Genomic DNA, 23,876 nt, shown 5'->3' with positions numbered 1-23,876 from the left:
TTCTTGAGGGATATTAACATGGTCTAAAACGCAACATAGTTCGATTGACCAATAAAAAAACCGAAACTTAGTGATAAGTTTCGGGAGATTGTTCTTCGTTATGTCGAGGTTCAGAAATTTGGTGAAGAGCTAATGATGCATCAGCAGCAGTTTCAGCAGGGACTGCAATATCAGCAAGTGCAACGAAGCCGATGAGATGATCATTTTTGATGACTGGGATTCGTCGAATCTTATGTTGCGCCATAATTTCTGCGGCTTCTTCAGTAGTAGCATTCGGTCCGACAGAAATCACTTCTCTCGTCATGACATCTTTCACATAAGGGTGTCCGGGTTTAGCAACAGCCCTTGTTACAATATCACGGTCAGTAATCATACCAATAACTCGTTGCTGTTCCATTACTGGCATACAGCCAATGTCTAAGGCGCGCATGCTTTGTGCAATTTCATGTACCAAATCATTTGGAGAGCAAGTCACAATGTCTCGAGTCATCACATTTTCGATTTTCACATAATAACCTCCTTTAATAACGTTTAGTATGGTTTACATTAGGTTAAAATATGTAACATAAATGAAAGATTTAAAAGAGTGAAATCGTGTTATTATATAGACGTGAAGATAAAAGTCAAATAATTTAATCGATTTAAATGAAACTTTTTTGAATTTGATGCGTTAAATAAAGCAGAGGAAAGGTAGAGGTGGACTGAATGGCGAAAGAAGTAGATTTGAAAAGAATCGTTTCCAATTTGTCTAAACTAGGCGTTTCCGTGACAATGACCAAATCTCGCCTAGAAATGCTGAAAGCACTTGCACCACCAGCGCAATCACCACAGTCTCAAGGTTAAATTCAAAAGTGAATAGAAATCAGTACTGTTCAGTAATCGTTAAAAAAACGAAAACTAAACAGTATTTTTTTTGTGCAAAAAATCAAACCAATCTAAGAATGATGGCTCGAAAGTGCGTCTTTTATTGGAATCAAATTCGTTTCTACTAAATAAAAAAAGCCGACCAGTCATTCAGGGATCACTGAATTTCTGGACAGCTTATTTAGATTTTATTCATCATCATCTGAACCGAACATATACGTTCGGTGGTGGAATTTCATACTAAATACTAAGCCTAACGCCAACATATTTCCCATGAGAGAACTTCCCCCGTAACTAATGAACGGAAGCGGGATCCCTGTGATTGGTAACAATTGAATTGTCATCCCGATATTTTGGAAAACATGGAAAGTGACCATAGCGATAATACCAGCACAAACATAGGTAGAAAAAGGATCTTTTAACTGTAACGTTATTTTCGTTAAATGATAGATTAATAGGAAAAATAAACTGACGACGATACTTGCGCCGATAAAGCCATATTCTTCACCGATAACACTAAAGATGAAATCCGTATGATTCTCGGGAATATAAACTTCTCTATTTTGAAAACCTTTACCGAAGATTTCACCAGAGCCAATGGCGTTTAAAGAATTGATTAAATGATACCCTTCAGCAGAAGCATAAGATTCAGGATCTAGCCATGAATAGACTCGTCCAAACTGATAGGGCTTAAAGCCGAATTTTTCTTGTAAAAATTCTTGCATAAAGACAGCCATCCATAAAAGGAATCCACCCACAATTGCGGTACCTGCAAAAATAGGTAATATAAGTTTCCAAGTAATGCCGCCCACTATAATTAAAGCAGCAGTGATAGCAATAAATACAAGAGATGTACCTAAATCGGGTTGTTGCATGATGAAAATCAACGGGAAAATAGCAGTTGCAACAATTTTGCCAAGAAGAAGTAAGTCCGTTTTAAGTGATTTCATCGGGAATTTTTCATGATGAGAACTGATCAAACGTGCGGCTGTTAAAATGAAAAAGGTTTTCATGAACTCAGAAGGTTGTATACTACCCAGACCAGGCAAGTGGAACCAGCTCTTTGCTCCACCACGTAATTCACCAATTTGCCCTTTTCCTTCAGGCATAAAGATTAAAATGATTAGCAAGAAAATCCCTACTGCGTAAAGACCCCACGACATTTTCTTATATTGTTCGGGTTCGAAAAACATAGCAAACCCAATAATGACCGCACCAACTACATACCAGAATGCTTGTCTAGGAATAAAATTCATCCCATACTGTCCAGTTGTTTGTGCTGAAGAGATGGCGAATAAGCTTACGATTAAAAATAAAAATAAGATAAAAGCGAGCGTCCAGTCAAAACGGTCCGCAAAACTTTTCTTTGTTTCCATATATGTCACCTAAATTTCTAATTGAAGTCAATTTGTTGTTTCATTATACCGTAACTTCGTCTGTTTTGCTTGTGCAGTTAGTCATGACGAATCTTTCGCTCAAATGTTTCATTCTTCATAAAGACTGCTTATAATAAAGGGAGAAATGGAGTGATGATCATGGTGAAAAAAGCACGTGATGCAGAAGATTATATTCACCATATTTATATACATATGAATGAGACAGACCAATTCGTTATTTTCAGTGGTTTGACGCTGGAACAATTTGTCTTATCTGCAGGTCCCATGCAGAATTTATTGCTCCTGAAACATCAATACGAAGACGGGTCATTTAATATGCATACACAATTCGAGTTTGTTCCCGCTGATGAAATTCGTTCATTTCTCAAAGAGTTTGTCGATTCCCCAACCGATTTGAGATTTATTGATTTTGCTGAAGAACGAAAATTGAATACGTTAACGCCACAGGAACAAGCTGAACTTTTATATATGGGTCACAAGAAAGAGGCCATTCGACCACCATTTTATTATCAGCTTCAAAATCGCTTTGTTTATTTGGCGAATGAAGAAGAGAGTATGACAAAAATCTATTTTAGAGAATTAGTCGATTCCGAAGAGTTGGTTGTAAATGTTATGAACAATTATGTAAAAGATAAAGAAAAAGGTTCTGCTTTTTGGAGACGCAAAACAAAACAAAGCTTTCCTATTATGACAGTCGAAGATGTTAAGGCCTTGCGTCCGTTATTAAAAGAAGGTGTTCTTATATCTTTATATAAACAAGAAAAACCTAAATCTATCTATGAAGTTGAAGTGCGTTTATTACCGGAAAATGTTTTTCCTGATGAAGTATGGGACGAATTAACCTCCATTTTAGGAGAACGTCCAGAGGAGACTATACGTTTCCACCTACAATCTCTTGCATAAATTAGTGCAAGGGATTGTTTTTTAATTTCAATTCATGGGTATGGTTAGTTCGTGATAAACTTAACGTATCCAACAACTGGAGGTATATAGATGAAAAAGAGAATTGGCTTATTATACGGTGGTAAATCAGCAGAACATGAAGTGTCGCTGTCGACTGCACGTGCAGTTACGCAAGCGTTAAATTTTAGTGAATATGAAGTGTACCCTATCTACATCACGCAAGAAGGCGAATGGAGAAAAGGCCTAGAACTTCAAGCTCCTGTCGAGTCTATTGAACAATTACAAATTGAAAGTTCAACGGATGAAGAGTTAGCAAATAATATTACGAACTTTTTAATCAGTGATTCAGATTCAACTGATGAAGAATCAACTTTAGATGTGATTTTCCCAGTTCTTCACGGCCCAAATGGTGAAGACGGTACCGTTCAAGGATTGCTAGAAGTATTGAACCTTCCTTATATCGGAAATGGTGTTTTGGCTTCAGCTGCTGGGATGGACAAAGTAGTCATGAAGCAACTATTTGCACAAGTTGGCTTAAAACAAGTACCTTACGTGCATTTTATTCGAAGAGAATGGCAAAATAATCAACAGAAATGGCTTGATGATGTTGAACAAACATTAAATTGGCCAGTTTTTGTGAAACCAGCAAACTTAGGTTCAAGTGTTGGAATTAGCAAAGCGACAAATCGTGAAGAGTTTATTGAAGCCGTGAATTTTGCATTGAAATATGATCGCAAAATTGTCGTTGAGCAAGGCATTAAAGCGCGTGAAATCGAAATGGGCGTTCTTGGTAACGACGAGCCTAAATGTTCGGTGGCTGGTGAAATCAAACCATTGAAAGATTTCTATGACTACCAAGCGAAATACAAAGATGGCAATACAGCGATGATTATTCCTGCAGAGATTTCTACAGACATCGAAAAGACGATGGAAGATATGGCGATTAAAGCATTCAAAGTGTTAGATTGTGCTGGCTTAGTTCGTGCAGATTTCTTTGTGACGGATGATCATGAGGTATTAATTAATGAAGTGAATACACTTCCTGGATTTACTCCATTTAGCATGTTCCCACTTCTATGGCAGCATACGGGTGTAAGCTATCCGGAATTAATTAATCAATTAATCGAATTGGCAATTGAGCGTCACGCTGAAAAACAACAGCTTCAATACAAAATGGATTGAGTGTGGAATAAATGAAAAAACAATTAAGTCAAATAGCTAAGTGGTTAGAACAAGATTTAGATCAAAATTTAGACGTGATCGTAACTGGGGTATCCATTAACACCAAAACGCTTCAACCTGGCGACTTATTCGTTCCTTTTAAAGGCGAACGTGTAAATGGCCACCAATATGTGCAACAAGCCTTTAGTCAAGGAGCTTCTGCAGCTCTTTGGCAAATTGATGAGCCCAATCCGCCTAGCGATCTACCTATTATTTTAGTAGAAGATTGCGAAAAAGCGTTGCAACAAATGGCTAGATTATATCGCTCGGAACATAAAGCGACGTTCATTGGAATCACAGGGTCAAATGGTAAAACATCCACAAAGGATTTAGTGGCGGGTGTATTGTCTCCATTTTTCCGCGTTCAAAAAACAGCTGGTAATTTTAATAATAATTTAGGCTTACCTTTAACGATTTTAGATTTAGACAAAGATACTGAATTTGCCGTATTAGAAATGGGTATGAGTGGCTTTGGAGAAATCGAGTTCTTATCCCATTTAGCGGAACCTCATTATGTAGTCATTACGAATATTGGGGAAGCCCATATGCAAGATCTGGGTTCAAGGTCTGGAATTGCAAAAGCTAAGTTTGAAATAGTGGAGGGTCTTCAATCCGGTGGCAAACTTTTCTTTGATGGAGATGAGCCTTTATTGGAGCCATTTGTTAAAGCATTTAATGGTGACGCAGTTTCCTTTGGATACGAACAAAAGAATGCTCTCTCTGCTTTAAACATTCAAGCAACTGAAAAAGGGAGTCAGTTTGATGTAACAGGTTTGCTGACAGGTTCGTACTCCATTCCTGTGCTAGGTAAACATCAAGTGAAGAATGCTTTAGTTGCGATTTTAATTGCTCATGAAGCGGGGCTGAGTGGGGAGCAGATTCATCAATCGTTAGCGCAAGTATCTTTAACAGACATGCGGATGCAAGTTATTCCAGCATCTAATGAAGCATTGTTTATTAATGATGCCTATAACGCTGCTCCAACTTCCATGAAAGCAGCTTTAGAATTTTTAACGGATTCTAAAATTCGCCCAGAGAAGTGGGTTGTCCTTGGAGATATGTTGGAACTAGGTGACAATGAAAAGCAATTCCATCAAGAAGTAGCTAAGTTCCTTTCTATAGAATCAATTCAAGGAATTTGTTTATATGGACCTAGAATGAAGCACTTATATGAAGAATTACAACATAACTGGCCAGAAGATCGATTGTTGTGGTCAGAGACTGATTACGAACCAATTATTCAAAAATTACGCGAAGAAGCATCGTCGAATAGCATGATTTTAGTTAAAGGGTCTCGAGGTATGGCATTAGAAAAAGTGATTGAACCTTTTAAAAAAATTTGAACACATGGTTTATGAAAGAATGAATCATACTAGTTGAGAAGAGGTGTAGGAGATGAAAACAGGAGTGTTGTGCATACATGGTTTTACTGGTGGTCCATATGAAGTACAACCATTTGTGGATTTCCTCAATCTTAAAACAGACTGGGTTGTCAAAACACCGACGTTGCCCGGTCATGGTCCTACACTTTCTTTAAAAAAAATGACAGCTGAGAATTGGATGATGGAGGCTGAGCAAGCACTTCGTTTATTACAAAAAGAAGTGGATCGAGTCGTTATTGTAGGCTTCTCTATGGGAGGATTAATCGCCTTATATTTAGCACAGCGTTATAAAGTGGACCGTGTGGTGTTATTAAGTGCAGCTGCAAAATATATAAGTGGTGGACAACTATTAGAAGATGTCAAAGAAATCATGACTGACATGTTACACCGAAAGCTAGCGACGAATACATTTTATCATTTATATGAATATAAACTGACCCACACCCCACTTAAAGCAACAATTGAATTTTTGAGAATTGTAAAAATGGTCGAGCCTTATTATGCCTCCATTAAAACGCCAGTATGTATTGTTCAAGGTCGAAAGGATGGCATCGTACCATTTGCGACAGCGGAATACTTGTTCGAAAATCTTGGGAGCACAGAAAAAGAATTGATTATTTCTGAAAGCGGAAAACATCATATTTGTTATAGCGACGACTGTGAAGATTGGTTCGAACGTGTGATGTTATTTCTAAAACCCCAAGAGAAAACTAATAATTGTGACTGTGGCTGATTAATTGCATATGGTGGCAAATCATGTTAAAGTGTTTAGAGCAATGGATACATTTTGTAAAGTCTCTTCGCTTGTTGAAGAGGACTTTTTTTTGAACATAACGGTTTGTTCAATTTTTAAGGGTAGGATGTTTTGTTAGGATTATCAAAACTGCGAGTCGCACCTAAACCCATTAAACGCTCGTTTAGTGGATGTTAAACTGGCCGCTTTCGAAAACGTGTATTTTGCGTTTTCCAACATGCTTCCCTCTGATCGAACCGCTCGGCAAAAGACCGGGCTTTCCTTTAAATATAAGTCCCCTCTGATTAAACTACAGAGAATTTTAAGTAACGGAAACGTTCCTCGTATAGGCTCGAATTTGCCGCAACTTCATCTGAAATGTAACCATTTGTCAAATGTAAAGAAAAAGGAGATTAAATTTTGACAAATTTTTCAGAATTAAATATTAGTGCATCAACATTAAAATCCGTAAAACGTATGGGTTTTGAAGAAGCAACACCAATTCAAGAAGGTACAATTAAATTCGGTATGGAAGGCCGCGATATTATCGGTCAAGCACAAACGGGTACTGGTAAAACAGCTGCGTTTGGTATTCCATTAATTGAAAAAATTGATCCTAAAAACAACAACATTCAAGGTCTAATTATCGCACCAACTCGTGAATTAGCGATTCAAGTTTCAGAAGAAATTTACCGAATCGGTCAAGACAAACGTGTGAAAATTTTATCTGTTTACGGTGGCCAAGAAATTGGACGTCAAATCCGTGCATTGAAAAACAATCCACATATTATTGTGGGTACACCTGGTCGTCTTTTAGACCATATTAACCGTCGCACTTTGAAATTGGATAACGTTCAAACGCTTATTTTAGATGAAGCGGATGAAATGTTAAACATGGGCTTCATTGAAGACATCAACACAATTATGGAAAGTGTTCCGGCTGAACGTCAAACGTTGTTATTCTCAGCAACTATGCCTAAACCAATCCAAAAAATTGCAGAGAAATTCATGAAAAACCCTGAAATTGTTAAGATCCAATCAAAAGAAATGACAGTTGAAAACATCGAGCAATTTTTCGTTAAATCGCATGAGCGTGAAAAATTCGATATCTTATCTCGCGTAATTAACGTTCACCAACCGGAATTAGCGATCATCTTTGGTCGTACGAAACGCCGCGTTGATGAATTATCACATGCATTAAGCATCCGTGGTTATATTGCTGAAGGTATTCATGGTGATTTAAGCCAAGCGAAGCGTATGTCTGTATTAAAACAATTTAAAGAAAACAAAATTGACATCCTAGTTGCTACTGACGTAGCTGCACGTGGACTTGATATTACAGGCGTTACTCACGTTTATAACTACGATATCCCACAAGATCCAGAAAGCTATGTTCACCGTATCGGTCGTACTGGCCGTGCTGGTAAAAGTGGTGTGGCAGTAACTTTTGTTACTCCACGTGAAATGGGTTACCTACGTATCGTTGAAGAAACAACGAAAAAACGTATGTCACCATTACGCCCACCAAGTTCTGATGAGGCTCTAGTTGGTCAACAACGTCTAGCTGTTGAGTCACTTTCTGAAATGGTTAGCAAAAACAATATTGGTGATTACCGTTCATTCGCAACGGAATTACTTGAAAAACATGAAGCGGTTGATATTATTGCAGCAGCATTAAAATCAATGACTCGTGAGCCAAGTGATACACCAGTTTCAATTTCTGAAGAACGCCCATTGCCATCTCGTAAAGAGGGCGGCGGTGGTCGCAGCGGCGGAGGCTATAAAGGCAATCGCAGCGGTGGTGGTGGACGTAGTTCATCAGGTTCTTCTAGTCGCGGTTATGATCGTAGTGGATCACGTCGCAGCAGCGGTCCTCGTGATGGATCATCTTCATCTCAAGGTACTAGCAAAGGTGGACGTCCACGTACATCTTCACGTCGTGAAAGCTAAATTGAATTTCAAATACCACAGTCCTAACCGACTGTGGTATTTTTTTGTTTTGAGAAAAAACAGTGCATACTACTTCTTCAGATTGTAGACAAATAATTATGTTGATTTCCATTGCTGCGGACGCTTTCCGCGGGCAAGACTTCAGCCGCTTCCCTCGCGTTGCTCAGTCCAGGGTCTTCAGTTCTTGCTGATTCCGCCGGAAAGATTGGAACCATAGTTCTAATCTTTGCGACGAAGCTAGCGCAGCGATGCAGGAGCAGATGTTTTACGCCGCCTCCATTTCAATCAACAGAAATCGGTATAAAACTAGATATAACAATGTGCGTTTTTACTCATATAAGGTTAAACACAATTGATTTTATAACTGCCAAATACAATTTTAGTTCAGGGACATGTCTACTAAAAAATTACTTAAACATGCATGCCTCTATAAACTATTTGGGAGGAAAGTGGTTGGCTATTTCTGAAGACTACTGCGTTTCGTCCGCGGAAAGCGTAAGAAATAACCAACCACCTTCTATTTCAATCAAGTTAATCTAAATCCACGCTGATAATTGAAAAATAATTGGGTAAAAGTGCATGAAACATGAAATTGAGTGGAAGATATCAATGTGAGAGAGAAAGATCGTCTGCTGAAGGAGAAAGATAGGCAAATGAAAGAGCAAGCTTTCCTAAATAAGTGTTTACACGTAATTTAATATCCAGAAAATATCCTAATCCCGTTTCTAATGAAACATTTTTCCTGTAATATCGTATGCATAGAGAAAGAAGGTGTTTGAATGAGAAATGAGCCCGTCAATCGAATTTCAGTTAAAGGGTTAAAAGTGTGGAGGATATATGGTGTCATGCACACTGTCATTATTGTTCTTTTAGCGATTGGTGCGAGTGCATTAAATTGGTGGCTTGAAGGACCGATGTGGATTTACATAGTAAGTATTGTGATTCCGGTAGCATATGGATACATATTCATTTATTTATTCCCAAAGCTGAGATGGTTGCGTTGGAGATATGAAGTGAGAGAAGAAGAAATTGAATTACAGCATGGGTTGTTTGTGGTGAAACGGACGTTGGTTCCGATGGTTCGAGTTCAACATGTTGATACAGAACAAGGTCCAATTTTAAGGAAGCACGACCTAGCATCTATAACGATTTCAACTGCTGCGACAAGTCATACGATTCCTGCTTTAGTAACGGCCGAGGCAGATGAACTTAGATCACGAATCTCTACCTTGGCAAGGGTGGCTGAAGATGATGTCTGATGAGCGTTTTAAACTTCATCCCATCTCGGCCGTCATTAATTTTGTAAAAGGGTTGAAAGACTTAATTTTCCCGTTCGTCATTGTTTTTGTAGCAAATGGCTTTCAAGGCGGAGGGGAAGGGGGATGGACGAGTTATATCCCGTATATCCTAGGTGCTCTTGTTTTAACGCTCGTTTTAACAAGTGGCATTATTAAATGGAAGCGTTTTGTGTACTGGTTCGAGGATGACGAACTTCGTATTGAGTATGGTCTATTTGTGAAAAAGAAAAGATACATTCCATTTGAGCGTATTCAAAGTGTCAATTATACAGAGGGTATTTTTCATCGCCCGTTTAAATTAGTTAAATTAAAAATAGAAACTGCGGGTTCTGGTGTTTCTGATGAAGCTGAGGCTGAACTGACAGCTATTACAAAAAGTGCAGCAAGTCGGATTGAAAAAGAGTTAGCAGATGCCAAAAGAAGAAAATCCTCATCTAAATTAAGTGAAGTACAATTAGTAGAAGAGGATATGTCTTTGGAAGAATCTACAGTTAATACGAAGAGAATCTACCAAATGACTAGTAAAGAATTGCTAGTTTTAGCTACAACTTCTGGAGGTATAGGGGTCGTACTATCAGGTTTAGCGGTATTTGTTTCTCAATTCTCGGAACTAATTCCTTATGAACGTATTTATGATGAAGTAGTTGTGTTTTTGAAATTTGGCGTCTTAATGGTCGCGGTTAGTGTCTTCGTCTTTCTGTTAATTACGTGGATATTATCAGTAGTTTTAACAACATTAAACTATCATCAATTTACGATATGGCAAGAAGATGACCAAATCATTTTAACTCGAGGATTACTAGAGAAGAAAAAAATTACGATCCCACTTGGACGCGTTCAAGGAATACAAATCGTAGAAAATCCTCTCCGACAGTTATTTGGTTACTGCACAGTCACTGTGGAAAGCGCAGGGGGTTCTCTTTCTGAAAAGGACCAAAAGATTCGTTTATTTCCGTTAATAAAAAAGAGTGAAGTGAAAAAGTATATTGAAGAACTTTTCCCTAATGTGGAGGTAAATCATTCTTGGATTGCTTCACCTGCAAAAGCAAAGCCGTTCTACTATCGAATTGATTTCATATGGATGATTCCTGTAATTGGTGCCGTCAGCAATTTTTATTATCCTTATGGGTTACTTTCATTGCTTCTCGTTCCAATCATGATGCTTGTTGGAATTTGGCAACATCGTTCAGCCGCATTTTCGATCTTGGGTAATCAACTGTCTTTGCGTTATAGAGGAATTAGTTTGTATACGTTCATTTTAGAGAAAAAACGTATGCAAAAATTTGAAATCAAACAAAGTCCTTTTCAAAAAAGACGTGCTTTGGCCTCTGTAGAAACTACCATCAAATCTGGATTATTAGGCGCTACCGCTAAAGTAGAGCATTTAAACTTAGAAGATGCTGAACAAATCATGACGTGGTATGAACCGAAAAATAAGTAAGTAAAAAGGTGTCCCTAAAGTAATGAAAATTTACTTTGAGGACACCTTTTTATGTATACAATATTTGTGAATTCTAAATTGTTTTTGGCAGTAGATTGTAGTGGAAGACGGCGACTCCAGCGGGAATAGCATGAGCTGAAGGCCCCGGAGAAGCGAAGCGACGAGGAGACTGAAGCCATGCCCGCGGAAAGCGTCCGTCTGGAACGGAAATCCCTACACAAAAACGGGACTATCTCTCTCAGTCACGAATTGACTTTTGAGACAGCCCTGCCTGTTTTAGATAGACAAATGACAATGCCTTATTTCTTTCTCATTTTCCAACTAATGATTCGTTTAGGATGGAAGTAGCTTAAACCAATTAAAAATCCAACAACTAATCCAGTTAAATGGGCGGTAATATTTATGTTTGGTTGTAAAAATGTCATAATAACACTGATAACGATAATTGGAACGATAATACCTTTTAGTTGAGGCATTGTATTTCTTGCGTAATAAACCAATGCTGCGAAAGCACCGAAAATACCGTAAATCGCTCCACTTGCACCTACATGATTATAAGCTAGGTCTTGTAGTAAAAACGTGACCATTGTTCCAAACAATCCTGCCATGAAATAAATCGTAAGGAAGCGTACCTTGCCAGCTAATTTTTCAAGTTCAGGTCCGAATAAATACAATGAGAACATATTAAATAACAAATGGAGTAACCCGCCATGTAAAAACATTGGCGTAACAAATCTCCACCATTCACCCTCAGAAATTAAAGCATTTGAACCAAGGCCAAAGTAAAATACAAAATCACCAATGATAGGTAAAATCGTTAATACATAGATCATGATATTCAAAGCAATTAGTGTGGAAACCACAGGATAAAATTGCATGTATTGTTTAAAATTTTCTCTTCTAGTAAACATGTATCCACCTCTTATTTGTATGAATAGTATTATACCGTTTAATTCAGTTATTTTGAAAGGAGAAGTCTGTAATGATTACTGGAATAGGATTAGATGTGACAGAAATAGAAAAAATACGGACCATTCATGCACGTACCGTAAAATTTGTGGAACGAATTTTAACTCAAAAAGAAATAAAAAAATTTTCTTCTTTAACCGAACATCGACGAATCGAATTTTTAGCAGGAAGATTTGCAGCTAAAGAAGCTTTCGCGAAAGCTTTAGGGACTGGTATAGGTAAAGATTGTAGCTTTCAAGATATCGAAATATTACCGGATGAATTAGGTAAACCTGTACTTTATTTTAAAGAAAATGAAGTGAACGGATTTGTAAGTATCACACATACAAAACAATTCGCTGCCGCTCAAGTTGTTTTGGTTGAATAATCCCTGTCCCTTTCTCATAAGATGTCTCAACGGACCGAAAAGAGAAAGGATGAACCGATGTGCGCAGCCGTTTAACCGCAGGAATTTTGTTATTGATGATGATGTTTGTATTAGCCGCTTGTGGTGCAGATTCCAAAGAGGATGTTTTGAAAAAGCTTAGCAACAAATGGGTAGACACTAAAGGATATGAGCTCGATGCAAAAATGGAGATTAAAACTGGGTCCGAACCACGTCTCTATGAAGTGGATGTATGGCACACGAAACCGGATTTATATCGAGTGAAAGTGACTCAATCTGGAGAAGACATGTCTCAAACGATTGTACGAAACAAAGAGGGAGTCTTTGTTACAACGCCTTCCTTAGGTAAAACCTATAAGTTTCAAAGTGAATGGCCAGAAAAAAATAGCCAAGCATATTTAATTGGCTCCCTTGCTAAAGACATCAAAGAAGATAAGGCAGCTGTCATGACGGAAAATAAAACTTCTTATGTATTTGAAACAAAAACAAGAAATAGTCACCAAAAAATGTTGCCAACTCAAAAGATCCATATTAGCAAAAAAACATTGTTGCCGACAAAGGTTTCTATTTTGAACGATCAAAAAGAAGAACAAATTTTAATTACTTTTGATAAGATTACTTTAGGAACTTCAAGAAGTGCTTCAGAATATAAAGCAGACAGTCCAACTGATGTAACTGATGACAATGAAACAGCTAAGGTAGAACCAAAAACGACGTTTGAAACACACTACCCATCAATACCATGGGAAAGTGTAACGATGATAGATGAAAAAATCATGAAAAACGAAAACAAAGATCGCGTCATTTTAACGTATGGTGGAGACAAAGAGTTTACGATTATTCAATCTCCAGTTAGTTTCGTGGATGGGGCACTGTTGCCAGTTACTGCTCCAGGCGATCCTGCTGATTTAGGGTTTGCGATTGGTGCGATTACGGATAAATCCATTACGTGGGAACAAAATGGCGTTCAATTCTATTTAGCTTCTGACTCTATGTCACGTGAAGAAATGATGATGGTTGCTGGTTCAATGACCACTCAAGATTTGAAATAAATATAGTTGCAGCTCGTCGCATCTGAAAATGAGGAATATATATGGATTTTTATAGACCAACTTTTGCAGCAATTGATTTGAATGCGATAAAAATGAATATACTGAACCTACAAACGCATATAAACAAGCCATTAGAGATTATTGCGGTTGTAAAAGCGAATGCCTACGGTCATGGAGCTGTAAAAGTTTCCAAGGCCGCCATGGAGGCAGGAGCGAGTATGCTTGCGGTGGCAACTCCAGATGAAGCGATTCGGTTGCGAAAAGAGGGCATCGAATCGCCTCTTCTTGTAATGGGGGCATCTCCACCTACGTTTGCTAATGTCGCAGCTGAATTAAATATCATGGTTACAGTATTTGATGAAATGTGGATCAACCAAATCCCGCCTCTATCTCAGCGTCTGAAGATCCATTTAAAACTGGATACTGGAATGGGGCGTTTAGGGATTTATTCCGAAGATCATTTACAATCCATCATTCAACTAATTCATCAACGAGATGATATTGAACTTGATGGCGTATTCACTCATTTTTCAACTGCGGATGAGGAAGATCAAAGCCATTATAAAGAACAAATGTCGAAATTTAAGGACTTCCTTCAGTTATTTAATGACAAGCCCAGAGTGGTGCATGCCGCCAATAGCGCAGCTGCACTCATTCGGAATGAATCATTATTTGATGGGGTTCGCTTCGGCATCTCTTTATATGGATTGTCACCTTCAGCATATGTCAGTGGAATTTTGCCGTTTCCTTTAACACCTGCCATGTCCTTGCATACAGAAGTTGCATTTATTAAACGTGTGCCTGAAGCAACAGCCATCAGTTACGGTGCGACCTATCGTACGCAACAAAGTGAATGGATCGCTACCTTACCTATAGGATATGCAGATGGACTGTTAAGGGGACTAAGTGGGCAAGAAGTTTTAATTGGTGGAAAAAGAGTGCCGATTGTCGGTCGGATTTGTATGGATCAGTGTATGATTCGTTTAGATGAAGAAGTCCCAATCGGAGAAAAAGTAGTTCTTTTAGGCAGACAAGGCAACGAAATAATTCATGTAGAAGAATGGGCAGAAAAACTAAACACCATATCCTACGAGGTCCCTTGTATCATCACTGAACGAGTACCTCGGGTATATATTCCTTGAATTTCGACACCATCCGACGTAACTAAAAAATATTGTCAGATATTTTCCTTATTTGTCTTCTCATTGTCGTTTTAGAATGGTAAGATAAAAAAGTATTGAAAAGAGGGACGGGTTTTGTCGGAGGTGTTAGCTGTGAATGAGAAAAAAGAGACAAAGGAAGTTGTAGTTAAGCTTCCTAGACAAATTGTGCGCAATCTTGTAGAGCAGAAAGAGCAACAACTGGCTGAGCCAGGAGAGTTTGTTTATATTTCCACAAAAAGAACAAGTAAGCATCTTCAACCAAATCTTATACGAGAAGCCATGATTAAAGGCTACGTCGAGATGTCGCATATTAACTTATCCATCGCAAGTGAATGCTTGCATTTGGAATACGAAGCGGAGCATACTGTGGAGCGTCTCGTAAGCGGAGGATGAAAATTTGAACGTAAAACGCGGTGACGTTTTTTTCGCTGATCTATCGCCTGTGGTCGGTTCTGAGCAAGGTGGAACTCGACCCGTTTTGGTGATACAGAACGATATTGGAAATCGGTTCAGCCCAACAATCATCATTGCGGCAATCACGGCGCAAATTCAAAAAGCAAAATTACCAACGCATGTAGAAATCAATGCTAAAAAGTATGGGTTTGAACGGGATTCCGTTATTTTGCTCGAACAATTGCGAACGATTGATAAGTCGCGACTAACTGATAAAATTACACAATTAGATGATGTCTTGATGGATGCGGTCGATGAGGCGCTAGAAATAAGTCTGGGCCTTGTTAAATTTTAATCATACATAACCCTAAAAAACACCAAACGGACTGTCTACCGTATGGTGTTTTTTTACATCCGATTAAAAAACGTGTGTACTTTTCATTTTTCCTATACAATATAAAATAGATATAAATTTGTCACGGGGAGGCTTTTGGAACTAGATGAACAAACAGATGGCTACATTCATTCAAGATAATTTAGAAGAAATCATATCAAGATGGCAAGAGTTGATGAAAGATGATTCAGAAGAACGGTTCTTCCAAATCATGTCGCAAGACGTTATCGATAAAACGAGCCGCGAATTTGCGGAGCTAATGATTTCGAACCTTTACGAAGGTGAAACAAATTATGAAAATCGATTAAAAGATTTCACGAACAAAGTTGTCCGATTCGGTTGGTCGATTTCATTTGTTATGAAAGCAATTACGCACTTTACAACAGTGGTCTATACAATGCTTGAAGAGAATGGAACGATTAGAGAAGAAAACATGAAAGAATATGTGATGACTTTCGCTGCTTGGATTACTCCAATGCGAGACGGAATCGTTGAAACATACGCAAAAACTTGGGAGCGAACAGTTCAGTTGCAAAAAATTGCGTTGCAAGAACTTTCAGCTTCATTAATCCCCGTGTTCGACAAAATTTCGGTTATGCCATTAGTTGGAACAATCGATACAGAACGAGCAAAACTAATAATGGAAAACTTATTAGAAGGTGTTGTTAAGCATCGTGCCGAAGTAGTACTACTAGATATTACAGGGGTTCCTGTTGTTGACACGATGGTTGCTCATCATATTATTCAAGCAGCAGATGCTGTTCGATTAGTTGGAGCGAAATGTATGTTAGTTGGAATCAGACCGGAAATTGCGCAAACAATCGTAACTCTTGGTATTAACTTAAAAGATTTCACAACAACTAGCACATTACAACGTGGAGTTGAACAAGCTTTAGCTTGGACTAATCGTCAAATCGTGGAGGTGGAAGAAGATTGAATTTACGCATTCCCATACTTAAATTAAAAGATGTACTTATTGTATCTATTCAATGGGAATTGGATGATCAAACAGCTCTCCAATTTCAAGAGGATTTATTAACTAAAATGCATGAAACTAGTGCTAGAGGTGTTGTCATTGACTTAACACCGATTGACTTCATAGACTCATTTATCGCTAAAGTATTAGGAGACGTTATTGCTATGTCTGGCTTAATGGGGGCGAAAGTTGTAATTACTGGGATTCAACCAGCAGTTGCCATTACACTCATTGAATTAGGAATTAGACTAGAAGATGTAATGACGGCTTTAGACTTAGAAAATGGTCTTGAAAAACTCCAACAAGAATTGGAGGCCTAGAAATGGGTTATCAGTCTTCTGTAGAAATTTTAACGGAGTGGGATATTGTTGCTGCAAGACAGCTTGGACGAAATGAGGCAAAAGAAGTTGGATTTGGCACAGTCGACCAAGCGCGTATCACAACAGCAATTAGTGAACTCGCTCGTAATATTTACTTATATGCGGGAAAAGGGAAAATTGAAATTGAACGTATAACAGAAGGCGGTTTGTTTGGAATCATTATCATCGCATCAGATGAAGGTCCGGGGATACCCGATGTTCGAAAAGTGATGGAGGATGGATTCTCTACTTCAGGCGGTTTAGGAGCTGGAATGCCAGGAGTTAAACGTTTAATGGACGATTTCAAAGTGGAAACTGTTCTAGGTGAAGGAACGGTTATTAAAGCGACAAAATGGATTAGGTAGGGAGGTCTTACTTAAATGCCTCAAGAAATTGAACGGCAATATAAAGAAATCATGCGTCAATATGTTATGCGACAAACAGAGCAGAACTTATATGCGGGTCAAAATTTCAGCCGTCAATTGATTCAAAAGAACATTGCCCCTGAAGATGTGATCAGTATTCACAAAGCCGCTTTAGAGGAAATGCAACCTGAATTACCAGTGAATGTTTGGCATTCATTTGATTTATTAATTGAAATGATGATTCGTTATGGTCTTGCTCTTAAAGAACATCAAAGCCTTCTTCAACGTCAAGAAGAGATGAAGTTGGAAATGGATTTGGCAGCAAATGTTCAAAAAACATTATTAAAGACAACTGTTCCCAAGATAAAGGGACTAGAAATAGGGATGATATCTGTCCCAGCTAGACAAATGAATGGGGATTATATTTACTTCTTAAGTGATAACACGGAATATGCTGGAGTTGCCGTTGCCGATGTAATTGGTAAAGGTATTCCAGCAGCTTTGTGCATGTCTATGGTTAAGTATGGGATGGATAGTCTTCAAGATTCACATACGGATCCTGCGATCGTTTTAGATGTAATTAACCGTATCGTTGAAAAAAGTGTAGATGATGATATGTTCATTTCTATGTTTTATGGCAGATATAATGTAACAAACTCGGTCTTTACATATGCATCTGCAGGTCATGAACCTGCTCTTTTTTTCGACTCAGCAACCGAAACTTTTTCGGAATTGCATGCTAAAGGATTGCTATTAGGTGTAGTTCCTAATGTCACGTACAAACAACATGATATTACCTTGAAGACCGGTGATTTAGTTGTCATGATGACGGATGGTGTGACGGAATGTAGAACCGAAGAAGGTTTTATTGAACAAGACATCATTTTGTCTCTAATCAGTTCTTTACGAGATGAACCTGCACAAGTCATAGTAGATACTGTCTATAAAGAGTTGGAAAAAATGCAGGATTTTGAACTGCGTGATGATTTTACGCTAGTAATTTATAAAAAAACGGATTCTAATGTTTGAAACTGGCAAGTGAGTGGTATGGTAAGTTATAGGAAATTAGATGTATATATAGATGGACGGGGTGTCAATTAGATGAATATTCAAGTTGTATTTAAAAATGATAACGATTTAGTAAAAGGATTTATTAGTGGAGAGATCGACGCATTTACAGCACCAATGCTACGAGAAAAATTATCGACTGTAGAGTTAAAAAAAGGTTTACAAGCTGAACTTAACTTGTCAGATGTTTCGTATATGGACAGTACTGGATTAGGTGTCATCGTAGCATTCTTCAAAAATGTGAATGCGAATGAAGGTCATGTGAAATTAACAGGATTATCACCTCGTCTAAAAAGATTGTTTGATATTACGGGTCTTGGTGAAATTATGGATATTGAAACAGATGATAAAGGTGGTAGCGAGTCATGAGACCTTTCGATTATGTAGAAATAAGAGTTCCAGCAAAACCTCAATACGTTGGGGTAGCGCGTTTAACGATATCCGGTTTAGCTAGTCGCGTAGGTTTTACTTATGACGACATTGAAGATTTGAAAATTGCTTCAAGTGAAGCGATTACAAATGCGGTTCAACACGCTTATGCTGGTGTGGATGAAGGCGAAGTTGTAGTTGGTTGTGCTTTATATGAAGATCGCATTGAAATCATGGTTGCCGATCATGGGAAAAGTTTTAATTTCGAAGAAACAAAAGCCAAAGTTGGTCCTTACCACGAACAGCAAGAAGTGGAATTCTTAAGAGAAGGAGGACTTGGGCTGTATTTGATTGAAACGCTAATGGATGAAGTAAAAGTCCATCACCAAGAAGGCGTAACAGTATTCATGACAAAGTATGTCGGAGAAGAGCAGGTGGAAGAGAATGTCGAAACTATCTCCTCCTAATCAGCAAACAAAAGAACAAATTTTAACATGGATACAAGCTTATCAAGAACATGGTGATGGAGACGCACAAACTAATTTAGTTTTAAATTATCAACGTTTGGTTGAATCGATTGCACGAAAATATTCAAACGGAAAGTCATATCACGAAGATATCGTTCAAGTTGGTATGCTTGGACTTTTAGGTGCCATCAAACGATATGATGCATCTTTCGGTAGAACGTTTGAAGCATTTGCTGTTCCAACCATCATTGGTGAAATTAAACGATTTTTACGTGATAAAACATGGGCGGTGCACGTTCCTCGTCGAATAAAGGAACTTGGTCCGCGCATTAAATCTGCTGTAGAAACACTAACAACTGAACTTCAACGTTCTCCAAAAGTGATTGAAATTGCTGAGTATTTAGAAGTGGATGAAGATGACGTATTGGAAGCAATGGAGATGGGCAAGAGTTATCAAGCTCTTTCAATGGACCATTCCCTTGAGTCGGATTCAGACGGCAGTACAATTACTTTGTTTGATGTCATTGGGAAACAAGATGACGAATACGAGAAAACAGATCAAAGAATGTTAGTGGCAAATGCATTGAGTGTCCTTTCTGAGCGTGAAAAAGAAGTGATTCAGTATACATATATTGATCAGTTAAGCCAAAAAGAGGCTGGCGAAAAGTTAGGCATTTCACAAATGCATGTTTCTAGATTACAACGTAAGGCAATTAAAAAACTGCAAGATGCGATATTAGCAGCTGGTGGTGTATCATAATGGATTCAATCCGACATCCGTATCTAGAAGTATTCGTCTATCAAGAAGCCAAAGAAGGAAACCATGAATGTGGAGATACTTACTTTACGTTTATGAATGATCAGTACTTTTTATGTGCCATCGCGGATGGTTTAGGTAATGGTCCAATAGCAAGACAATCTTCAGAAATCATTCCAATGATTTTAGCTGAATATCATCATGAAACAATTGATGAACTTCTCCTCAGAAGCAACGAATTAATGATGCACAAAAGAGGTGCAGCAGTTGCAATTGTGAAGGTGGACTTTGCCGCTAAGACAATCGAGTACAGTTGCGTCGGCAACATCAAATTTTATATGACACGTAGAGATGATGAAAAAATGATTTACCCATTACCAGTAATGGGTTACTTATCAGGAAGACCTCAAAAACTTAAAACTCAAAAATATATATACAAACCAGGTGACTTATTCTTACTACATTCTGATGGTGTTGTGATGAACAATCCGAAAGAAACGATGAGAAAAAGATCTGGAGCATTCGATTTACATCAAACTTTAATTAATACAATCGAACATGGTGATGATGCAACATTCATCGCAGGAAGCCTTCTCCAGTAATTCGGAGAGGGTTTTTTTATGTGAAATCTGAATCGATTTACCCTTTGATGTGCACTAAATGTTTGCCTAGTGATAAAATGTAGAGGGAACACTGAAAGGGTGAATCATATGGATGCAAAACAAATGATGCAACGAATTGCTAAAGAAACAAATGTAAGACCCCAACAAGCGCAACAAGTGATTAACTTGCTTGAGGAAGGAAATACAGTTCCTTTCATCGCTCGATACCGTAAGGAAGCAACGGGTTCATTAGATGAAGTGCAAATTAAAGCGGTTGAAGACCGCTATCGATACATACAACAATTAGAACAGCGTAAAGAAGAAGTCACACGATTAATCGAAGAACAAGGCAAGCTTACAGATGAGTTATCAAACTCCATTCAAGCCGCTACCGTTTTACAGCGTCTAGAAGATTTATATCGTCCGTATAAACAAAAGAGAAGAACGAAAGCAACGATTGCAAAAGAAAAGGGTTTGGAACCGTTAGCAGCCTTATTATTCACTTTTTCAAATACAAAACCTGAAGATCTAGCAAAAGACTTTGTAAATGAAGAAAAAGAAGTGATGAATGTTGAGGAGGCTTTGCAAGGGGCACGTGAGATTCTCGCGGAACAATTTGCCGATGATCCTAAAATTCGAGAAAGTCTTCGTAACTTAACGCGTTCAGAAGGCTCCATTGTATCGGTCGTAAAAAAACAAGAGGCTGATGAAAAGAGCGTCTTTGAAATGTATTACGACTATGCAGAACCGGTAAAGAAAATCGTACCTCACCGAGTTTTAGCATTAAATCGAGGCGAAAAAGAAGATATTTTAAAAGTTTCTTTGAATGCTCCAACTGAAAGAATCCTCAGTAAAATGCGTGATGAATGGATTCCTTCAAATAGTTCGTCACCAAGTATTCCGCAAGTCATGGAAGCAATTGAAGACTCTTACAAACGTTTAATAGCACCATCTGTCGAACGTGAAATACGTACAGAGCTGACAGAAAAGGGAGAAACACAAGCGATTCATATCTTCTCCGAGAATCTAAGAAATCTTTTACTACAACCTCCAATGAAAGGGAAAGTTGTACTAGGGGTTGACCCTGCCTATCGAACAGGATGTAAATTAGCAGTAGTTGACGATACGGGTAAACTTCAAGAAGTATCGGCTATTTATCCGCATCCCCCAAGGGCGGATGTAGCAGCTTCAACGAAAAGTATTTTAGACGTCTTAAAGCGCTACCCAATCTCAATCATCGCCATTGGTAATGGTACAGCTTCAAGAGAAACTGAGCAGTTTATAGTTTCTTGCTTAAAGCAAATAGACCGAGAAGTATCTTACGTTATTGTGAATGAAGCGGGAGCCAGCGTTTATTCAGCATCTGATACAGCGCGAGCGGAATTCCCAGATCTTCAAGTTGAACAACGAAGTGCCGTTTCAATTGCGAGACGACTTCAAGATCCACTATCAGAATTAGTGAAGATTGAACCTAAAGCAGTAGGGGTAGGGCAATATCAACATGATGTATCCCAGAAAAAATTAAATGACTCATTAACATTTATAGTAGAAACGGCTGTTAACCAAGTAGGAGTTAACATCAATACAGCCTCTGCCTCACTATTACAATATGTTTCGGGTCTATCAAAAACGGTAGCCGAAAACGTTTTGAAAATGAGAAATGAAAACGGCAAGTTTACATCTAGAGCGCAATTGAAAAAAATTCCACGTCTAGGTGCAAAAACATATGAACAAGCAATTGGTTTCCTGAGAATTCCGGATGCTAAAAATCCATTTGATGCAACTGGTATACACCCAGAGAGCTATCATATTGCCGATGAAGTCTTGAAAACTGTAGGCTTAACGAAATCAGATATCGGTTCAAAGGAAGCAGAGATTAAATTAAATGACCTGCCAATAAAAGAATTAAGTGAAAAATTGGATGTTGGAGAAATTACTTTACGAGATATTGTAGATACAATGAAGAAACCATCTCGTGATCCTCGTGATGAGTTCCCACAGCCTTTATTAAAAACGGATGTTCTTCAAATGGAGGACTTAGCGAGTGGAATGGAACTTCAAGGGACAGTACGAAATGTTGTCGACTTTGGTGCCTTTGTAGACATTGGAGTAAAACAAGATGGACTTGTTCATATTTCCAAGCTTAAAAAAGGATTTGTTAAACATCCTCTAGACGTAGTTTCACTAGGAGACATTGTGACCGTTTGGGTTGAACAAGTTGAAAAATCTAAAGGGCGTATTTCTCTAACCATGCTTTCGCCTGAAAAACAAAATTGATTACAAAACCTGCCCATGATGTATAAAATGGGCAGGTTTTACACAATGTAAAGGATGATGGTCTTGAATGATAAAGAATTACACGAATTAGTCAAAAACATTTCGGAAACTGTTTTTGGTAAGGAGTTTAAGCACTTAGCCTACTTTAATGCTCGCTTAAGAACTACAGGAGGACGTTATATGCTTCGTTCTCATAACATTGAAATCAATCCATTAGCGTTCCAGCTTCACGGAAGAGATGAACTAGAAGGAATTATCCGTCACGAACTTTGTCATTATCACTTACATATAGAAGGAAAGGGATATAAACATCGTGATTTGGACTTCCGGGAATTAATGAAACAAACAAATGCACCTCGATTTTGTGCAAGTTTAGGAGTTGCGAAAAGAAGAGTAAACAAGATTCAGCATACATATGGATGCAAAATATGTGGTCAATTATATAGACGGAAAATTCGTTTAAATACGCAGAAATATCGGTGTGGCAAGTGTTCAGGGGCATTATTAAAAGTTGAATAATAATTGTTTGGATTAATTCGCTAAAAGAGGTTGACGATTGTGGATGAGGTCACTATAATAAGAAAAGTCGATTACATTCAAACATTATTCCGAAGTAGCTCAGTGGTAGAGCAACCGGCTGTTAACCGGTTGGTCGTAGGTTCGAGTCCTACCTTCGGAGCCATTATTTGGCCCCTTGGTCAAGCGGTTAAGACACCGCCCTTTCACGGCGGTAACACGGGTTCGAATCCCGTAGGGGTCACCAACTAATTTATCTTTTAACTTCTACATACTTTAACTTTCTAATTATGAAAAAAAGGTGGAGCGAATCGCCAAACGAAGATGGCGATTAACATCGACGGAGGCTTTAGCCGAGGAAGATGTCCACTATGATAAGTGCGTGGTAAATTAGTGTTTATAATTTGATAACGTCGCGGGGTGGAGCAGCACGGTAGCTCGTCGGGCTCATAACCCGAAGGTCGCAGGTTCAAATCCTGCCCCCGCAACCAACTGGTCCCGTGGTGTAGCGGTTAACATGCCTGCCTGTCACGCAGGAGATCGCGGGTTCGATTCCCGTCGGGACCGCCATTTTT

26 protein-coding genes and 4 tRNA genes are annotated in these 23,876 nt (G+C 38.4%); 27 read left to right on the top strand and 3 right to left on the bottom strand.

What is annotated here, in order from left to right; all coding sequences use genetic code 11:
* Window positions 1-67 precede the first annotated feature (67 nt).
* Window positions 68-508 (bottom strand): CBS domain-containing protein, encoded by a 441-nt coding sequence (locus AC3EA5_RS16380; RefSeq protein ID WP_488609287.1) that lies wholly within the window; start codon window positions 506-508, stop codon window positions 68-70.
* A gap of 197 nt (window positions 509-705) precedes the next feature.
* On the opposite strand from AC3EA5_RS16380, the gene AC3EA5_RS16375 reads away from it, so the two are divergent.
* Window positions 706-843 (top strand): Lmo0850 family protein, encoded by a 138-nt coding sequence (locus AC3EA5_RS16375; protein ID WP_394188290.1) that lies wholly within the window; start codon window positions 706-708, stop codon window positions 841-843.
* Window positions 844-1,052: 209 nt separating this feature from the next.
* On the opposite strand, the gene AC3EA5_RS16370 is transcribed toward AC3EA5_RS16375, so the two are convergent.
* Window positions 1,053-2,240, bottom strand: a complete 1,188-nt coding sequence (locus tag AC3EA5_RS16370) for an FtsW/RodA/SpoVE family cell cycle protein (RefSeq protein ID WP_394188291.1) — start codon at window positions 2,238-2,240, stop codon at window positions 1,053-1,055.
* Window positions 2,241-2,399: 159 nt separating this feature from the next.
* On the opposite strand from AC3EA5_RS16370, the gene AC3EA5_RS16365 reads away from it, so the two are divergent.
* The 7 genes from AC3EA5_RS16365 (at window position 2,400) to AC3EA5_RS16335 (ending at window position 11,189) form a co-directional block, all read left to right on the top strand.
* Window positions 2,400-3,164, top strand: a complete 765-nt coding sequence (locus AC3EA5_RS16365) for a hypothetical protein (protein WP_488609286.1) — start codon at window positions 2,400-2,402, stop codon at window positions 3,162-3,164.
* A 90-nt stretch (window positions 3,165-3,254) separates the two neighbouring features.
* Window positions 3,255-4,346, top strand: coding sequence for a D-alanine--D-alanine ligase (locus tag AC3EA5_RS16360; protein ID WP_488609285.1), 1,092 nt, complete (start codon window positions 3,255-3,257; stop codon window positions 4,344-4,346).
* An 11-nt stretch (window positions 4,347-4,357) separates the two neighbouring features.
* Window positions 4,358-5,728: a UDP-N-acetylmuramoyl-tripeptide--D-alanyl-D-alanine ligase gene (locus tag AC3EA5_RS16355; protein ID WP_488609284.1), complete on the top strand. Its 1,371-nt coding sequence runs from the start codon at window positions 4,358-4,360 to the stop codon at window positions 5,726-5,728.
* A gap of 52 nt (window positions 5,729-5,780) precedes the next feature.
* Complete coding sequence (locus AC3EA5_RS16350) at window positions 5,781-6,500, top strand: alpha/beta hydrolase (protein ID WP_488609283.1); 720 nt, start codon at window positions 5,781-5,783, stop codon at window positions 6,498-6,500.
* Between the two features lie 420 nt (window positions 6,501-6,920).
* A complete protein-coding gene (cshA, locus tag AC3EA5_RS16345) occupies window positions 6,921-8,450 on the top strand; it encodes a degradosome RNA helicase CshA (RefSeq protein WP_394188296.1) in 1,530 nt (509 codons plus the stop codon).
* Window positions 8,451-9,229: 779 nt separating this feature from the next.
* Window positions 9,230-9,709, top strand: a complete 480-nt coding sequence (locus AC3EA5_RS16340; RefSeq protein ID WP_394188297.1) for a PH domain-containing protein — start codon at window positions 9,230-9,232, stop codon at window positions 9,707-9,709.
* Complete coding sequence (locus AC3EA5_RS16335) at window positions 9,702-11,189, top strand: PH domain-containing protein (protein ID WP_488609460.1); 1,488 nt, start codon at window positions 9,702-9,704, stop codon at window positions 11,187-11,189. The genes AC3EA5_RS16340 and AC3EA5_RS16335 overlap by 8 nt, the downstream gene beginning before the upstream one ends.
* A gap of 299 nt (window positions 11,190-11,488) precedes the next feature.
* Here the strand turns inward: AC3EA5_RS16335 and AC3EA5_RS16330 are convergent, their stop codons facing one another.
* Window positions 11,489-12,100, bottom strand: coding sequence for a rhomboid family intramembrane serine protease (locus AC3EA5_RS16330; RefSeq protein WP_488609282.1), 612 nt, complete (start codon window positions 12,098-12,100; stop codon window positions 11,489-11,491).
* 71 nt (window positions 12,101-12,171) lie between these two features.
* Between AC3EA5_RS16330 and acpS the strand changes: the two genes are divergently transcribed.
* The 19 genes from acpS to AC3EA5_RS16235 all read left to right on the top strand — a co-directional run bounded on the left by acpS (window position 12,172) and on the right by AC3EA5_RS16235 (window position 23,871).
* Window positions 12,172-12,525, top strand: a complete 354-nt coding sequence (gene acpS, locus AC3EA5_RS16325) for a holo-ACP synthase (RefSeq protein WP_488609281.1) — start codon at window positions 12,172-12,174, stop codon at window positions 12,523-12,525.
* A gap of 59 nt (window positions 12,526-12,584) precedes the next feature.
* Window positions 12,585-13,595, top strand: a complete 1,011-nt coding sequence (locus AC3EA5_RS16320; protein WP_488609280.1) for a LolA family protein — start codon at window positions 12,585-12,587, stop codon at window positions 13,593-13,595.
* A 41-nt stretch (window positions 13,596-13,636) separates the two neighbouring features.
* A complete protein-coding gene (gene alr / locus AC3EA5_RS16315; protein WP_488609279.1) occupies window positions 13,637-14,737 on the top strand; it encodes an alanine racemase in 1,101 nt (366 codons plus the stop codon).
* Window positions 14,738-14,851: 114 nt separating this feature from the next.
* A complete protein-coding gene (locus AC3EA5_RS16310) occupies window positions 14,852-15,151 on the top strand; it encodes a transcriptional regulator (RefSeq protein ID WP_488609278.1) in 300 nt (99 codons plus the stop codon).
* Window positions 15,152-15,155: 4 nt separating this feature from the next.
* The gene (locus tag AC3EA5_RS16305) at window positions 15,156-15,506 is read left to right on the top strand and encodes a type II toxin-antitoxin system PemK/MazF family toxin (RefSeq protein WP_394188303.1); all 351 of its coding nucleotides are present in this window, start codon (window positions 15,156-15,158) and stop codon (window positions 15,504-15,506) included.
* A gap of 145 nt (window positions 15,507-15,651) precedes the next feature.
* The gene (locus tag AC3EA5_RS16300) at window positions 15,652-16,482 is read left to right on the top strand and encodes an RsbT co-antagonist protein RsbRA (protein WP_488609277.1); all 831 of its coding nucleotides are present in this window, start codon (window positions 15,652-15,654) and stop codon (window positions 16,480-16,482) included.
* The gene (locus AC3EA5_RS16295; RefSeq protein WP_488609276.1) at window positions 16,479-16,841 is read left to right on the top strand and encodes an STAS domain-containing protein; all 363 of its coding nucleotides are present in this window, start codon (window positions 16,479-16,481) and stop codon (window positions 16,839-16,841) included. Before AC3EA5_RS16300 ends, AC3EA5_RS16295 begins: the two co-directional genes overlap by 4 nt.
* A gap of 2 nt (window positions 16,842-16,843) precedes the next feature.
* Window positions 16,844-17,245: an anti-sigma regulatory factor gene (locus AC3EA5_RS16290; protein ID WP_394188306.1), complete on the top strand. Its 402-nt coding sequence runs from the start codon at window positions 16,844-16,846 to the stop codon at window positions 17,243-17,245.
* 15 nt (window positions 17,246-17,260) lie between these two features.
* Complete coding sequence (locus tag AC3EA5_RS16285; RefSeq protein ID WP_488609275.1) at window positions 17,261-18,274, top strand: SpoIIE family protein phosphatase; 1,014 nt, start codon at window positions 17,261-17,263, stop codon at window positions 18,272-18,274.
* Between the two features lie 72 nt (window positions 18,275-18,346).
* The gene (locus AC3EA5_RS16280; RefSeq protein ID WP_488609274.1) at window positions 18,347-18,682 is read left to right on the top strand and encodes an anti-sigma factor antagonist; all 336 of its coding nucleotides are present in this window, start codon (window positions 18,347-18,349) and stop codon (window positions 18,680-18,682) included.
* Window positions 18,679-19,149 carry an anti-sigma B factor RsbW gene (gene rsbW, locus AC3EA5_RS16275; protein ID WP_394188309.1) on the top strand — a complete coding sequence of 157 codons (471 nt, stop codon included), beginning with the start codon at window positions 18,679-18,681 and terminating at the stop codon, window positions 19,147-19,149. The genes AC3EA5_RS16280 and rsbW overlap by 4 nt, the downstream gene beginning before the upstream one ends.
* On the top strand, window positions 19,127-19,909 hold the full coding sequence (gene sigB, locus AC3EA5_RS16270) for an RNA polymerase sigma factor SigB (protein WP_488609273.1): 783 nt from the start codon (window positions 19,127-19,129) through the stop codon (window positions 19,907-19,909). Before rsbW ends, sigB begins: the two co-directional genes overlap by 23 nt.
* Window positions 19,909-20,508, top strand: coding sequence for a PP2C family serine/threonine-protein phosphatase (locus AC3EA5_RS16265; protein WP_488609272.1), 600 nt, complete (start codon window positions 19,909-19,911; stop codon window positions 20,506-20,508). Before sigB ends, AC3EA5_RS16265 begins: the two co-directional genes overlap by 1 nt.
* Window positions 20,509-20,616: 108 nt before the next feature.
* On the top strand, window positions 20,617-22,785 hold the full coding sequence (locus AC3EA5_RS16260; protein WP_488609271.1) for a Tex family protein: 2,169 nt from the start codon (window positions 20,617-20,619) through the stop codon (window positions 22,783-22,785).
* Between the two features lie 63 nt (window positions 22,786-22,848).
* On the top strand, window positions 22,849-23,304 hold the full coding sequence (locus tag AC3EA5_RS16255) for a SprT family protein (protein ID WP_488609270.1): 456 nt from the start codon (window positions 22,849-22,851) through the stop codon (window positions 23,302-23,304).
* Window positions 23,305-23,392: 88 nt separating this feature from the next.
* A tRNA-Asn gene (locus tag AC3EA5_RS16250) sits at window positions 23,393-23,467 on the top strand.
* Between the two features lie 6 nt (window positions 23,468-23,473).
* Window positions 23,474-23,548 (top strand) — tRNA-Glu (locus tag AC3EA5_RS16245).
* Window positions 23,549-23,715: 167 nt separating this feature from the next.
* Window positions 23,716-23,792, top strand: a tRNA-Met gene (locus tag AC3EA5_RS16240).
* Window positions 23,793-23,795: 3 nt separating this feature from the next.
* Window positions 23,796-23,871, top strand: a tRNA-Asp gene (locus AC3EA5_RS16235).
* The last annotated feature ends 5 nt before the right edge of the window (window positions 23,872-23,876 follow it).

Source organism: Paenisporosarcina sp. (assembly GCF_057785155.1).
This window is presented reverse-complemented; position numbering and strand designations above follow the sequence as displayed.